The following is a 14,384-nucleotide window of genomic DNA, read 5'->3' on the forward strand; positions in this document are numbered from 1 at the left end:
GTGTTTCAAGAAAATATAATAAACCACTTGCTTTGATGCGGCGTTGCTGCTTTTTGCCCCATTCTCTTTTTGCCTGCCGCCAGCTGCTTGGCATCAGAAATCCATTAAATATACTATGGTTTAAAAACAGCAGTTTGTATGATGCCAAACTGCTGTTTTCAGACGGCCTTAAGGTGTTTTTAAAACTTTCAGCCTGCAACTTGAGATCAGTATTTGTACGGCAGGCAGATTTTCCTTGTTTTAGGGTTTTTCCGTTAAAGCAGGCCGTCTGAAACGGCTCCGCCCGGTATGGCAACTGTGTTTGCTTGTCAAGCCCTGCGGTTTGCGCGGTATGTAGAAACTTAGGCGGAAGTTTGTGCCAATTCCTGCTGCAGGACGGCGATAAAGTCTTCTATCTTCATGCTGCCCAAGTCTTCGGCTTTGCGGCGCACGGCCACTTGGCCGTTTTCTTTTTCGTTTTCGCCCACTACGATTTGGTAGGGGTAGCGGTATTGGCTGTTGTCGCGGATTTTGTAGCCGATTTTTTCGTTGCGCAGGTCAAGCTCGGCGCGGAAGCCGGCGGCTTTGAGTTTTGCTGCCACTTCGCGGCAGTAGCCGGCCTGCTTTTCGGTGATGTTCATCACCACCATTTGCACGGGGGCAAGCCACAAGGGGAAAGAGCCGGCGTGGTTTTCGATGAGAATGCCGATAAAGCGTTCCATCGAGCCCAAAATGGCGCGGTGCAGCATCACGGGGCGGGCGCGGCCGTTGTCTTCGGTAACGTATTCTGCGCCGAGGCGTTCGGGCAGCACAAAATCGAGCTGGATGGTGCCGCACTGCCACGAGCGGCCGATGGCGTCTTTGATGTGGTATTCGACTTTGGGGCCGTAAAACGCGCCTTCGCCGGGCAGTTCCTGCCACTCGATGCCGCAGGCGGTGAGGGCATCGCGCAGGCCTTGTTCGGCTTTGTCCCAGATTTCATCGGCACCGGCGCGCTTTTCGGGGCGCAGCGAAAGTTTGACCGACACATTTTCAAAGCCGAACTGTTTGTAGACTTTCATCACCAGCTCGTTAAAGGCTTTGGCTTCTTGGGTGATCTGCTCTTCGGTGCAGAAGATGTGGGCATCGTCCTGCACGAAGCCGCGCACGCGCATCAGGCCGTGCAGGGCGCCGGAAGGTTCGTTGCGGTGGCAGGAGCCGAATTCGGCCAGGCGCATGGGCAGGTCGCGGTAGGAGCGCAGGCTGTGGTTGAAAATCTGAACGTGGCCGGGGCAGTTCATCGGTTTGACGGCGTAGGTGCGTTTTTCCGACTCGGTAACAAACATGTTTTCCTGGTAGTTTTCCCAGTGACCGGATTTTTCCCAGAAGGCTTTGTCCATCATCAGCGGGGTTTTGATTTCCCGATAGCCTGCGGCTTCGAGTTCGCGGCGCATATGTTGCTCGATAACCTGCCACAGCGTCCAGCCGCGCGGGTGCCAGAACACCATGCCGGGGGCTTCGTCCTGCAGGTGGAACAAATCAAGCTGCCTGCCCAGTTTGCGGTGGTCGCGCTTTTCGGCTTCTTCCATACGGGTGATGTAGGCTTTCAAATCTTCTTTACCCGCCCAGGCGGTGCCGTAGATGCGTTGCAGCATTTCGTTGTTGCTGTCGCCGCGCCAGTAGGCGCCGGCCAGTTTGGTGAGTTTGAAGTTTTTGAGAAAGCGGGTGTTGGGCACGTGCGGGCCGCGGCACATATCCACATATTCCTGATGGTGGTAAAGCCCCATGGCTTCGACTTCGGGCATATCTTCAATCAGGCGCAGTTTGTATGCTTCGCCGCGCTCGGTGAAGGTTTTGATGGCTTCGGCGCGCGGGGTCATCACTTTGACAACATCGTAATCCTGGTTAATCAGCTCTTTCATGCGCGCTTCGATGGCGGCCATGTCTTCGGGGGTGAACGGTTTTTCGGTGGCGATGTCGTAATAAAAGCCGTCTTCAATCACGGGGCCTATCACCATTTTGGCATCGGGGTAGAGCTGCTTCACCGCATGGCCGACCAAGTGGGCGCACGAGTGTCGGATGATTTCCAAGCCTTCGGGGTCTTTGGGGGTGATGATTTGCACGGCGGCATCTTCGTTAATCGGATCGCCCGCATCGCGCAGCACGCCGTTTACCTTGCCGGCCACCGTGGCTTTGGCCAACCCCGCGCCGATAGACGAGGCAATCTGCGCCACGGTAACAGGGGCTTCGTATTGACGGACGGTGCCGTCGGGCAAGGTAATATTAATCATCAAAAACACTCCGAAACCGGCAAGCCTTTTCAGACGGCCTGCCGCATAGAAAACAGATGTAAAGAAACAACAAAAGCAGCCGGGCGGGCATGCTTTTGTTGTCGGCGATATTGGTAGGTATGATCGGACTCGAACCAACGACCCCCACCATGTCAAGGTGGTGCTCTAACCAACTGAGCTACATACCTGAAAATCGAATTTCGTGAAGCGGTGGATTATATGGGGCTTTGCATGTTTTTACAAGTTTGCCCAGCCCGTGCGGAGCGGACAGGCCGTCTGAAAAGCACACCGCAACTGCGCAAGAATCGGGCTGCGGTTTGCGCCGCAGCCGCTACAATAACCACTGCAAGCCGCATACACACCGGAACATAGCATAATGAAAAACACCAACACCCTGCAATTTGCCCGCATCGCTGCGGCCATCGAATATCTTTACGACCATTTCCGCGAACAGCCCGCATTGGCAGAAGTGGCGGCACACGTTCATGTCAGCCCGGCGCATTTGCAGCGCCAGTTTCAAAGCTGGGCAGGTGTAAGCCCGAAAAAATGCTGCAATATATCAGCATCGAAAATGCTAAGCGCGTGCTGCAACGGCAGGGCAGCGTTCAGACGGCCGCGTTCGAGAGCGGCTTGAGCGGCCGCTCGCGTTTGCACGACTTGTTTGTGTCCATCGAAGGCATGATGCCGGGCGGATACAAAAACGGCGGCGCAGGGCTTGAGATTTGCTACGCTTTCGCGCCCGGCCCGTTCGGCGACGTGTTGGTGGCCGCCACCCCGAAAGGCATCTGCCGGCTCGCCTTTGCCGATAACCGCGAACAGGATTTGCAGGATTTGACTGCCGAATACCCGCAGGCACGGCTTACCGAAGCTGCCCATCCGCTGCACGAAAAAGCCTTGGCCGCCTTGGGCGGGCAGACTGCACAAACCATACCGCTGCATTTGAAAGGCACGCCGTTTCAGCTCAAAGTGTGGCAGGCCCTGTTGCAGATTCCTGCAGGCCGTCTGAAAAGTTACAGCGGTTTGGCTGCCGACATCGGTCAAGCGCGGGCCGCCCGCGCCGTGGGCAGCGCAATCGGCAGCAACCCCGTGGCTGTGCTGATTCCCTGCCACCGCGTGATTCGCGAAAGCGGCATCATCGGCGGCTACCGCTGGCAGCGCGGACGCAAAATGGCTTTGTTGGCCAAAGAATTGGAACGCACCGCATGTTTCAACACATAGGGCAATACATAAAGCACCGCTCTATGTATTGCCCTGAAACAGAAAGGGCTGCGTCCCTCCTGTTTTAATTGTCCGCCCAAATGGCGGGGTTTCAACCGGCAAGTAAGGAATTGAGATGAACTTGGATTTATTCGACACACCGCCGCAGCCGCAAGCCAACCTGCTGCCTTATGATGGCATGGTGAACGATTACGGCGTGATTTTCGCCGCTCCCCGTGCCGATGCCCTGCTGGATGCGCTGTTGCGCGATATTCCGTGGCGGTACGATGAAGCCGTGGTTTTCGGCCGCCGCATCACCACCGCGCGCAAAGTAGCGTGGTATGGCGATGGTGCGTTTGCCTACACTTATTCGGGCATCACCCGCACCGCCCTGCCGTGGAGCGGCGTGCTGCCCGAAATCAAATGCATGGTAGAAGCACGGCTGGCCGCCGTCAGCCCCACCGTGTTTAATTCCTGCCTGCTCAACCTTTATTCAGACGGCCTCGAAGGCATGGCCTGGCACAGCGATGATGAAAAAGAGTTGGGGCGCAACACCGTGATTGCCTCGGTGAGTTTCGGTGCCACGCGCAAATTTGCGTTCAAACATAAACGTACGGGCGAAAAGCGCGAACTGATGCTCGAACACGGGCAGTTGATTGTGATGCGCGGCGAAACGCAAAGCCATTGGCTGCACGCGGTGATGAGGAGCACCAAAATAAGCCGGCCGCGCATTAACCTGACCTTCCGCACCATATTGAAAATGGGAATGCAGCGAAGCGGCTGATTTTCCGTTACCGCATTTCGCGCTTTCACTCCGCCGCCATTCAAAAGTGGGCAGTTTTGCGCCCTGCTCAAGCAGCGACAGAATCGGAGCCTTGCTGATGGCACTGCCGCCTGCCGGGTTACAGCCTTGCCGCATCGGGCGGTTGCTGTTTGCGGCTCTGCATTTTTGTTTCGTTGTTATGGTGTTTCACAATGAATCCACCATAGCAGATCCGCCCAAACAAACATCGGTAGGCGAGCCGTAGATAACACAGGCAGCAGCAGGCCGGTAACGTTGGTTATGTTAAAACAGGCCGTCTGAAAGGCCGTTGATATCGATTCGTTCTGACGGCCTGAAATATGGCGAATCCCCTTTATTCCATTGCGGTGCTGCCTGCCTTAGCGCAAAGGGAAACGGTTTTGCGCCCCGCTGAAACGGCAACAGAACCGGCTCGGTACGCCTGTGCGGCCTGCGGCCTGACGCCGAGAATCAGGGATCTGTGATAAGCCCGCCGGCGCAAACATGCAAAGGCCGTCTGAAACATGATTAATCATTGCTTTCAGACGGCCTTTGCACTTTTAGCCCGCGTTTCGGCCGAGGGCTAAAACAGCCATTGCGACACGCAATAAATCGCCAGCCCCACCAGCCCGCCGACCAAAGTGCCGTTGATGCGGATAAACTGCAAATCGCGGCCTATGCTCAGCTCCAGCTTTTCCACCATCTGCGCGCTGTCCCAACTTTTCACTTTGTCGGCCACAAACACTGCTGCCCTGCTTTTATAGTGCATCACGAAATCGCGCACCATCAGCGAAATGCGCACATCGGCGCGGCGCATAAACTGCGGGTGGCGTTGCGCCTGCGCAAGCATATGGTCCAGCAGTTTGTTTAACTGCGCCAGCCATACCGAATCCGGTTGATGCATGTCGTTTTCCGTCCAAGCCTGCAGGCTCCGCCAGCCATTTTCCAGCATTTCGCGCACGGCCGGCGAGCGGGCGAGTTGTGCTTTGCCCTGCTCCAACCGTTTGTGCCACAGGCGGGAACGGCTCAGGGCATCGGCCAGTCGGTCGTATTGTTCGTTAAAGCTGCGGCGGATGGGGTGGTCGGGATCGGCCAGCGCGGCGGCCAGGCAGCCGTCTGCCCAATCGAGGGCTTTTTCCGACACCCAACCGTCCACTTTATCTGCCAGCGTGCCTTTGAGCGAGGCTTTTAATTTTTCCCATGTGCTCGGTGCGCCGCTTTCGATTTTGGCCGCCCACGCGTGCAGGTTGTGTTCGAGCTGCTGGCGGGTTTCGGGGTCTTGCAGCCGGCGGCGGGTCTGTTTCAGCAGGGCGGTAAACAGGACATCGTGCCAGCCTTGTGCTTTCAGGGCTTTGAGGCCGTCTGAAAGCGTTTTGCCGATGCTCTCGCCGCTGTATTGCCCGGCCAGCATACTGAAAAAACGTGCGGCTTGCCCGGGTTTGGCCGCTTTGAAGAGCGCGGGCAGTTGCGCGGCCAGCCACGGCAGCCATTGGGCGCGCGTTTGCGGCTCAGCCAGCCACGCCAACAGTTTTTTGCTCGGGGCGGCGCGATAGATGCGCAATGCAATCGGCCTGCCTTCCAAAAAATTGTTTTCGATAAACCGTCCCAGTTCATCGGCGATACGGTGCTGGTTGCGCGGCAGAATCGCAGTGTGCGGAACCGGCAGCCCCAGCGGGCGGCGGAACAGCGCGGTAACGGCAAACCAATCGGCCAGCGCGCCCACCATCGCCGCCTCGGCAAAGGCCTTCACATAGCCCAGCGCGGGGTATTGCACGGCATACGCAGCCGACACGGCAAACAGCGCACAAGCCAGCAGCAACAATCCTGCGGCCAGGCGGCGGCTTTTTTTCAAACGCACTTCCGCCCGGTTGGCGCGGGCTTGGGCAGATAAGGTGTGCATGGCGGTCTCCGGTTGGTCATGGCTTTGATTATACTGGTTTCAGCCGCTGCGGATAAAATGCCCGCACGGCTGCCTAATTTTTAACCGCAAATTTTTTTATGTGGAAAATAATGGGTTTAATGGTTTTATCCACAGGCTGTGCACACTTGGATAAACAGTTTTATGGGAATGGCCGATTTGATGGTGAAATTTTAAGCATGATAAATTTTTTATTATATTTCAACGGAAGCAGAATATTATCCACAGGATATGCACAATATTCCCGATGGCCGGCGTGGGTAAGTCGAAGCAGCAGTCCGGTATCGGCCGTCTGAAAAGGTTTGTTTTCGTTATCTCTGTGTAAGCGGAAGTTATCGTTATGGTGAATCTGCTGTGGAAATCTGCCCGGTTTTGATGACGGCTTTGCGGGGCAGGGCGGCGGTGTTGGAGGCGGTATTGTTTATTTTGGGTTGGCTGTGGCCGGCTGTGGTTGTATTGGTTATCAGAAAAAGGCCGTATGCCAATGCATAACGGCCTTTTTCTGTTTGGCAAGCTCGGCGTTGGAGGCCGTCTGAAATATTCCGGCAGCCCTGCGGCTACATGCCCGGAAACATGCCTTTCATTCCCTTCATGTCTTTGGCCATGCGCATCAGCTTGGCCATGCCTTTGCCGCTGAACATCTTCATCATCTGCTGCGAGTGTTCAAACTGCTTGAGCATTTTGTTTACTTCCTGCACCGTGGTGCCGGAGCCTGCCGCAATGCGGCGTTTGCGGGCAGCCTTGATTAAGGCGGGGTTGGCGCGCTCTTTCGGTGTCATCGAGTTGATGATGGCTTCCACATGCCCCATGGCTTTTTCGGCGGTGCCTTCGGGAATCTGCTTGGAAAGCTGGCCCAGTTCGCCCGGCATTTTCGACATCAGGCTCTCCAAGCCGCCCATGTTGCGCATCTGCTGGATTTGCTCTTTGAAATCGTTTAAATCGAAACCTTTGCCTTTGTGCAGCTTTTTTGCCATTTTGGCGGCGGTTTCTTCGTCTATGCCTTTCTGCACATCTTCGATCAGGCTCAGCACATCGCCCATTCCGAGAATGCGGCCGGCGATGCGGTCGGGGTGGAACGGCTCGAGACCGGTTACTTTTTCGCCGACACCGATGAATTTAATCGGCTTGCCGGTTACCTGACGCACCGACAGCGCCGCACCGCCGCGCGAATCGCCGTCCATTTTGGTGAGCACCACGCCGGTGAGCGGCAGGGCTTCGTTAAAGGCGCGGGCGGTGTTTACCGCATCCTGGCCGAGCATGGCATCCACCACAAACAGGGTTTCGATAGGGCGAACCGCTGCATGAATGGCTTTGATTTCGTTCATCATTTCTTCATCGATGGCCAGACGGCCGGCGGTATCGACCATCAAAACATCGTAAAAATGCTTTTTGGCATAATCTACCGCCGCTTTGGCAATATCAACGGGCTGCTGACCGGTGTTGGAAGGAAAGAAATCCACGCCCACCTGCTCTGCCAGCAGCTTCAGCTGCTCGATGGCCGCAGGGCGGTAAACATCGGCAGAAACCACAAGAATTTTCTTTTTATGGTTGGTTTTCAGCAGGCGCGAAAGTTTGCCCACGGTGGTGGTTTTGCCTGCGCCCTGCAAACCGGCCATCAGCACGACGGCAGGCGGCGAAACGGCAAGGTTGAGGCTGCTGTTTTCTTTGCCCATCAATTCGACAAGGGCATCGTTTACCACGCCGATAAAGGCTTGGTCGGGCGTGAGGCTGCCGGTGATTTCGCGGCCGAGTGCTTTTTCTTTAACGTTGTTGATAAATTCTTTTACCACCGGCAAGGCCACATCGGCTTCGAGAAGGGCGAGGCGCACTTCGCGCAGGGCTTCTTTAATATTGTCTTCGGTGAGCCTGGCTTGGCCGCGGATATTTTTCAGCACATTGCCGAAACGGCTGGTTAAGTTGTCTAACATGGGTTTCCTTAAAAATCGGGGCGTGCGGCGGGGTGGGAGGCCGTCTGAAAACGGCAAAACCGCATTAAATTTCAATAGGTGCCGCCGTTTTTGATAAAATCGGCTTATTTTACACCACACGCAGCTTCGTGAGTATGCGTGCAAAAGAAAGTTTGTCATGCCGATAATATTAATTTGCCTGATGCTGCTCTATACCGGAATGGCGGTGTTTGTATGGCTGCACCACAAAAAACGCAACGATAAGCCGTATCCCTTAAAAACAGAATTGGCGGTGCTTGCCCCTGCGCTGCTGTTGCAGGGCGCGGCGCTGTTTCTGCCGGTGTTGCACGACAAAGTGCTGGTGATGGGCTTTGGTTATTCAATCAGTTTGATTGTGTGGCTGATGCTGATGATGTATTGCCTGGGCAGCTTCTTCTATAACCTGCGCGGGCTACAGTTGCTGCTTTATCCGTGTGCGGCATTGTCGTTGCTGCTTGCTGCGGTGTTTCCCGGCAAGTTTACCGGCTACCAAATCAGCGATTGGCCGTTTATGCTGCATATCGGCGCATCACTGCTGGCTTACGGGTTGTTCGGCATTGTAACGTTGCTGGCCGCGTTGGTTTTACTGCTGAACCGCGATCTGCACAAGAAAAAATTTTCACCGCTGGTTTCTTTTCTGCCGCCCCTGTTGAGCTTGGAAAAATTGATGTTCCAAGGCATATGGGTAGGGTTTCTGCTGCTGAGCTATTCTGTGATAAGCGGCACATTTTTTGCCGACACGGTGTTCGGCAAACCGTTTGCCTGGACTCACAAATCGGTTTTCGGCATCATCTCGTGGCTGATTTACGGCGGGTTGTTGTTGAAACACGGCATAACGGCATGGCGCGGCAAAAAAGCCGCCGTGTGGACGATTATCGGCTTCATCAGCCTGATGCTGGCTTATGTTGGCAGCAAATTCGTGCTGGAAATCATTTTACACCGCTAGTGTTTCGGAAAAACAATATCGACACGCAATAAAACAGGCTGCTTTATGAAAAGCAGCCTGTTTTCGATGATGCCGGAAATTTCTCTCTATTTTTTAATATATGCCTTTGTACACTTGGCTTGGTGATGTGAATCACGTTGTGTAGCAGAATGTAATTTATTTGTGTTTAAAGTGCAAGCACTCTGGTCGGAAGGCAAACACAAAAACAAAATATCAGCTCAAAATAAAAAAAATTAAAATTTAAATTCAAAAGATAAAGATTTTACGGCATGAATATGTAGTTGGAAGATATGGGCCAGGGAAGCCGCGTGAAATATTTTTTGTTTTGTTATGAATCGTGAGAGGCAGGCGGCTTTGCAAAAGAACCCGAAGGCCGTCTGAAAGGTTGAAATACTGTTATTGGTTCCGTAAGCCCGTTGTCAAGCCCGCTGCCCGTTCGGGCGGGAATCAGAATTAAAATACTGTGGTGCCGGGCAAACAAATATTGGGGTGTTAATGCTTGGTTCCCCGCCGGCGCGGGGAGGGGTAGCGGGCTTGCAAAGCTGATAACGGAAAATAAATTTCATGTGGTGTTTTGGGAGTTTTGCGAAAGCATCAGGCCGTCTGAAAAACCTTTCAGACGGCCTGATGCGGCAAATCCGTAAGAATACATACAACGGGCTGGGCAGAAGCCTATCGGCAATATGCAGCCTGCCCACATTTCAAGCAAGCCAACCGGCTGCCCATAAAAAAGAGCCTGCATTTGCAGGCTCTTTCTTGTTGCGGTTCTAAAAATCCAAACCAAATGATCAGATGAAATCCAAACCAAATGATCAGATGATTAGAATTTGTGGCGCAGGCCAACCAAACCGGCAGTGGTGTCGGCTTTGTTGTCGCCGCTGCCTGCTTTGAGCCAGCCGGCAGATACCATAGCGGTAGTGCGTTTAGAGAAGTCGTAATCCGCACCTAACACCACTTGTTTGTATTGGGTGCCATCCAATTTGCGCTCTTGACCGTTATTTTTAGCTTTTGCTTTGAAACCTTGGGCATAAGACAAGCGCGGGGTTACATTGCCGAAGCGGTAAGCAACGGTTGCAGCCAATTCTTGGGTTTTCACACCTGCGCTGGTGTCAGCTGCAGCAGCCGCAGCATCATATGCATTTACATTGTAGATTGCATCTTTATAGCTGTTTTCACTATCCCAACCGTTGGTGTATTGATAGCCCAAGCCTGCAAACAGGTTGTTGGCATCATAGCCTACTTGAACTTGGTGGGCTTGGCCTGATTTGCTGCTGCCGTTGGCAACATAGGCAGTTTTCTTGAAACCGCCGCCGTATTGGGCGAAGAAGCCTGAGTTTTCATAGTTCAAGCCGGCGTAATAGGCAGAGGTATCGCTGGCGTTGCTGGTGCGGCCGGTGGCATCAGTAGTGCCGCGTACTTTACCTTCGGTTTGGTTGTCGCGCGGGGTGAATTGTACGTTTGCGCTGAAACCGCCGAATACGGGGGTGTCGTAGCGGGCAGAAACTTCACGGGTGCCGGTGCGGGTAAATACGCCCAAGCCCAAAGCGCTGTTGTTGTATTCCCACGGATCGATGGCATCCATGTCGTTCAGCTGGGTGCTGATACGGCCGGCGCGGATTTTACCGAAGCCGCCTTCCAAGCCGATAAACGAATCACGGGTACCCCATTGACCGCCGCCGGCAACGGGCGTTTTCTGCTCAACCTGCCAAATGGCGTTCAGGTTATTGCCCAAGTGCTCGTGGCCTTTGAAACCGATACGCGAACCGAAATCGGCAATTTCGGTTGTGGTGTGATCTTTAGTGGTTACGCCGTTTACTTTTACTTGGTTTTGAGAAACTTCAACACCTGCTTTGATTTGGCCGTAGAGAGTTACATCGGCAAAAGCGGCAGCAGGCAGGGCGGCCAGGCTCAAGGCAATCAGGGATTTTTTCATTGCTGTATTCCTTTTCTATTGTTTAAGAAAACAAACTCAAATGGGGGTTAGGCCACTCAAGCTCTTGCATTCATCGCAGGGTTTTAGCGATTTCATGCCTGCTAATATAATTGCTTCGTTGTAAAAAAACAAATCTTATCGGCCTGAACTATACCGCGCCCGGCGGGGAATATACAGTTTTTATTCTAAACAATTTTAAAAATCTTTTTTAAATCATTTGGATAAAAATTAAAAGCGGGTTTTGGCATGTTTGCAACACCGATACGGTTTATGTTGTTTTTCGGCACAGCGGGGGCTTTTGCCGCTTTCAGACGGCCTGATACAAGGGTTTGCGGGGCGGCACCGGCCCGATGCTTCCCGATGCCGCTATGCCTTCAGCGGCAAATAAAACAGAGCCGGCAACGTTGTGCACATGATGGTTGGGAAAAATGGTTTTCAACAACGCCGAACGAGGCAGGCGGTGAAAATGGCGGCATGGAAGCGGCTTGCGGCAAGCCGTAAGGCGTCAGGCAGAGACCGTCTGAAACATGATATATTAGAACATGATATATTAGGCCGCTGCGTTTGGGCGGTTTTCAGACGGCCCGGGCGGGATTCTGCCGTTGGCGGGTATGGTTCAGCCTGCTTCAGACGGCCTATTTTACTGCTGACCCCCATTTTTTCCGGTGCATTGTAATTTTGCGGCACGACGGCGCGGTATGTTGAAAATGGCTGAAATCTTCCGAACCAACGGGTTGGATTTTAAAGATGCCTGCTCTGCCACGGCGCACCTGCCGCTGAATTTTTCCGAAACTTTATATATATATATTGAACATTATATGGACAACTTGCTTTATTTTTCGGCCGCTGCTCTGGCGGGCATTTTTTTGGGCGCGTTGTTTGCCTGGCTGCTGATGCATTTTCGGCACCAAGCCGCGCAACACCGCCTGCTGGCCGAAGCGGCTGCCGCCGAAACCCGCGCCGCACAGGTGGAGCCGCTGCGGCAGGAGTTGGCCGAAAGCCGCCGCGCCGGGCAGCAAACGCAGGCTGCGCTTCAGGAAACGCTGGGCAGTCTGGCCGCTGCGCGCCAACGCATCGAAAGCCTGCAGGAGCGGGAAAATGAGCTGGGCCGTTTGAAAAACGATTACGGCAGTTTGCAGCAGGCTTTGGCCGAGCAGCAGCTGCGCTATGAGCGTTTGCACACCCGCAGCGAGCAGGAACAGCGCGCCCACGAAGAAAAAATCGCCCTGCTGGCCGAAGCGCGCCAAAGCCTGGCCGACCAGTTTCAAAACCTTGCCAACAATATTCTCGAAGAAAAAGCCAAACGCTTCACCGAACACAACGCCGAAAGCATCGGCCGCCTGCTCACGCCGCTCAACGAGCGTATGGGCAGATTCAGCGAGCTGGTGCAAAACACTTATGAAAAAGAAGCCAAAGAGCGGCTGACGCTGGAAAACGAACTCAAACGCCTGCAAAGCCTCAACAACCGGCTCCACGATGATGCCAAAGCACTTACCGATGCACTCACCGGCACCCAAAACAAAACCCAGGGCAACTGGGGCGAGATGGTGTTGGAAACCGTGCTGGAAAATTCGGGCTTGGTTAAGGGGCGCGAGTATTTCGTTCAGACGGCCGCTACGCGCACCGAAGAAGACGGCAGCGTGCGCCGCTTGCAACCCGATGTGCTGGTGAGTCTGCCCGACAACAAGCAAATCATCATCGACAGCAAGGTTTCGCTCACGGCTTATGTGCGCTACACCCGCGCGCAAACGCCCGAAGAAGCTTCAAGCGCGCTGGCCGCCCACACCGCCAGCGTGCGCGCCCATATTAAAAGCCTGTCGCTCAAGCAATACAGCGACTTGAAAGGCGTGAACACGCTGGATTTTGTGTTTATGTTTATTCCTGTGGAGCCGGCCTATCTGCTGGCCTTGCAGCATGATGACAGCCTGTTTCAGGAATGCTTCGACAAGCGCATCATGCCTGTGGGCCCGAGTACGCTGCTGGCTACCCTGCGCACGGTGGCAAATATCTGGCGCAACGAGCAGCAAAACCAAAATGCGCTGGCAATTGCCGAAGAAGGCGGCAAACTTTATGATAAATTTGTCGGCTTTATTACCACGCTCGAAGGGGTGGGCAAAAATATCGAGCAGGCGCAAAACCAATACCAAGCCGCCTGCAAACAGCTTTACGAAGGGCGCGGCAATTTGGTCGGCCGCGCTGAAAAACTGCGCAGGCTCGGTGTAAAAGCCACCAAACAGCTGGAAAAAAGCCTGGTAGAAAAAGCGGCGGGGGAGACGGTCGGACTGCCCGGGGCGGGAAAACGATGAAGAAAATGTGTGAGCGGCGTAGAAGGCAAACGATATCGTGAATCCGGTTTGAACATCGGCACACGGCGGCGAACCGCAGGCAGTATGCGCGGCACAGCAAGGGTGCCTTGATATTTTTTAAGGAGCCGCGCAGATTGGCAGCCTGTTACAACTTCCAATCTGCGCTGACCTGCTATTTTTTAGCTGGGTTGGCTGTAGGGCGGCTTGGAGATTTCTGATTCAGTGTCCGGCTGGCCGGTCGTTTCTTATTCTCACGAAAGTGGCGAATCTGGGTGTGCCTTTTTGAGTGAAACCACGGTAGCGGTAGGTTATGGTGCTGCCTACGGCGGGCGGGTTGGTGCGGTCGCTGTCTTTTAGGCCGCTGCCGATTTTGAATTCGCCGTGCTGGTTTTTGCAGCCGAGTGCGCCGAGTTTTCCGGTGTATTTACCTTTGCCTTCATAGTAGCGGGTAACGGTGCATTCGGCATCGTGCCGGCTTTTCAGTTTCAGCAGATAGTCGCTGCGGCCGCTGCGGTAAGGCACTTCGGGATGCCGCAGCATCACACCTTCGCCGCCTTTGGCTTCTACCTGCTTTAAAAAGGCTTGCGCGTGGGCGTTGTTTTGGGCGGGCGTCTGTTTGATGATTTCAATCGGTGCATCCGGGTGGCTCTGCAGCCATTTTTCGAGTACGGCCAGGCGTTGGTAGAGATTGCCGGATGCTTGCGGCACATCGAACACATGCAGTTTGATGTTGCGCCAGTTGCCCGATGTGGTGCGCACGGCGGCAGAAATCTGCTCAAATTGCCCGTGTTTGCCGAACAGCTCGCCATCGATGGGATAAGGCGGGAAATGGTCGAGATAGCCGGCGGGCGGGGTAAAGGGATAACCCCGGCGGCTGAGCAACTGTTTGCCGTTCCAATAGGCGCGCACGCCGTCCAGCTTTTCGCTCATCGCCCAGCCGGAGATGTTTTGTGTTTGGTATTCTTTGGCCAATAGCAAACCGGGTGCGGCGGCAAAGGCGGTGGGCGTGAACAATAAGGCGCAAGCGAGTATGATGCTTTTCATTTGGTTTTCTGCTTTTTTGTTTTATTTGTAAACTGGGATATTATTACAGGCCGTCTGAAAAATA

General features: G+C 54.2%; 10 protein-coding genes and 1 tRNA gene. 5 read left to right on the forward strand and 6 right to left on the reverse strand.

From position 1 onward, the window contains the following. Positions 1 to 341: 341 nt before the first annotated feature. Both thrS and H7A79_RS13015 read right to left on the reverse strand, forming a co-directional pair. Positions 342 to 2,249 carry a threonine--tRNA ligase gene (thrS, locus tag H7A79_RS13010; RefSeq protein ID WP_135034483.1) on the reverse strand — a complete coding sequence of 636 codons (1,908 nt, stop codon included), beginning with the start codon at positions 2,247 to 2,249 and terminating at the stop codon, positions 342 to 344. A 111-nt stretch (positions 2,250 to 2,360) separates the two neighbouring features. Then, a tRNA-Val gene (locus tag H7A79_RS13015) sits at positions 2,361 to 2,437 on the reverse strand. Between the two features lie 188 nt (positions 2,438 to 2,625). On the opposite strand from H7A79_RS13015, the gene H7A79_RS13020 reads away from it, so the two are divergent. From H7A79_RS13020 to H7A79_RS13030, 3 genes are all read left to right on the forward strand, one after another. Then, on the forward strand, positions 2,626 to 2,883 hold the full coding sequence (locus H7A79_RS13020) for an AraC family transcriptional regulator (protein ID WP_246407938.1): 258 nt from the start codon (positions 2,626 to 2,628) through the stop codon (positions 2,881 to 2,883). After that, on the forward strand, positions 2,796 to 3,467 hold the full coding sequence (locus H7A79_RS13025) for a methylated-DNA--[protein]-cysteine S-methyltransferase (RefSeq protein WP_246407940.1): 672 nt from the start codon (positions 2,796 to 2,798) through the stop codon (positions 3,465 to 3,467). The genes H7A79_RS13020 and H7A79_RS13025 overlap by 88 nt, the downstream gene beginning before the upstream one ends. A 115-nt stretch (positions 3,468 to 3,582) precedes the next feature. Further along, positions 3,583 to 4,230, forward strand: a complete 648-nt coding sequence (locus H7A79_RS13030) for an alpha-ketoglutarate-dependent dioxygenase AlkB family protein (protein ID WP_187000480.1) — start codon at positions 3,583 to 3,585, stop codon at positions 4,228 to 4,230. 580 nt (positions 4,231 to 4,810) lie between these two features. On the opposite strand, the gene H7A79_RS13035 is transcribed toward H7A79_RS13030, so the two are convergent. Both H7A79_RS13035 and ffh read right to left on the reverse strand, forming a co-directional pair. Further along, entirely contained in the window at positions 4,811 to 6,127 is a 1,317-nt protein-coding gene (locus H7A79_RS13035; RefSeq protein WP_135034480.1) for a DUF445 domain-containing protein, read from the reverse strand. Positions 6,128 to 6,702: 575 nt separating this feature from the next. Next, positions 6,703 to 8,073, reverse strand: coding sequence for a signal recognition particle protein (gene ffh, locus H7A79_RS13040; RefSeq protein ID WP_187000481.1), 1,371 nt, complete (start codon positions 8,071 to 8,073; stop codon positions 6,703 to 6,705). A gap of 199 nt (positions 8,074 to 8,272) precedes the next feature. Here ffh and H7A79_RS13045 point away from each other — a divergent pair, with 199 nt between their 5' ends. Then, complete coding sequence (locus H7A79_RS13045) at positions 8,273 to 9,037, forward strand: cytochrome C assembly family protein (RefSeq protein ID WP_377057987.1); 765 nt, start codon at positions 8,273 to 8,275, stop codon at positions 9,035 to 9,037. A gap of 820 nt (positions 9,038 to 9,857) precedes the next feature. Here the strand turns inward: H7A79_RS13045 and porB are convergent. Next, positions 9,858 to 10,970 (reverse strand): trimeric porin PorB, encoded by a 1,113-nt coding sequence (gene porB, locus H7A79_RS13050; RefSeq protein WP_135034477.1) that lies wholly within the window; start codon positions 10,968 to 10,970, stop codon positions 9,858 to 9,860. 818 nt (positions 10,971 to 11,788) lie between these two features. Here porB and H7A79_RS13055 point away from each other — a divergent pair. After that, complete coding sequence (locus tag H7A79_RS13055) at positions 11,789 to 13,276, forward strand: DNA recombination protein RmuC (RefSeq protein ID WP_187001730.1); 1,488 nt, start codon at positions 11,789 to 11,791, stop codon at positions 13,274 to 13,276. Between the two features lie 219 nt (positions 13,277 to 13,495). Here the strand turns inward: H7A79_RS13055 and H7A79_RS13060 are convergent, their stop codons facing one another. Next, complete coding sequence (locus tag H7A79_RS13060; RefSeq protein WP_187000482.1) at positions 13,496 to 14,320, reverse strand: DNA ligase; 825 nt, start codon at positions 14,318 to 14,320, stop codon at positions 13,496 to 13,498. Positions 14,321 to 14,384 lie beyond the last annotated feature (64 nt).

The organism is Neisseria musculi (assembly GCF_014297595.2).
GTDB lineage: Bacteria > Pseudomonadota > Gammaproteobacteria > Burkholderiales > Neisseriaceae > Neisseria > Neisseria musculi.

Coding starts and splice junctions, on each gene's coding strand:
- thrS (WP_135034483.1), bottom strand. CDS start 2,249: ATGATTAATATTACCTTGCCCGACGGCACCGTCCGTCAATACGAAGCC.
- H7A79_RS13020 (WP_246407938.1), top strand. CDS start 2,626: ATGAAAAACACCAACACCCTGCAATTTGCCCGCATCGCTGCGGCCATC.
- H7A79_RS13025 (WP_246407940.1), top strand. CDS start 2,796: ATGCTGCAATATATCAGCATCGAAAATGCTAAGCGCGTGCTGCAACGG.
- H7A79_RS13030 (WP_187000480.1), top strand. CDS start 3,583: ATGAACTTGGATTTATTCGACACACCGCCGCAGCCGCAAGCCAACCTG.
- H7A79_RS13035 (WP_135034480.1), bottom strand. CDS start 6,127: ATGCACACCTTATCTGCCCAAGCCCGCGCCAACCGGGCGGAAGTGCGT.
- ffh (WP_187000481.1), bottom strand. CDS start 8,073: ATGTTAGACAACTTAACCAGCCGTTTCGGCAATGTGCTGAAAAATATC.
- H7A79_RS13045 (WP_377057987.1), top strand. CDS start 8,273: ATGGCGGTGTTTGTATGGCTGCACCACAAAAAACGCAACGATAAGCCG.
- porB (WP_135034477.1), bottom strand. CDS start 10,970: ATGAAAAAATCCCTGATTGCCTTGAGCCTGGCCGCCCTGCCTGCTGCC.
- H7A79_RS13055 (WP_187001730.1), top strand. CDS start 11,789: ATGGACAACTTGCTTTATTTTTCGGCCGCTGCTCTGGCGGGCATTTTT.
- H7A79_RS13060 (WP_187000482.1), bottom strand. CDS start 14,320: ATGAAAAGCATCATACTCGCTTGCGCCTTATTGTTCACGCCCACCGCC.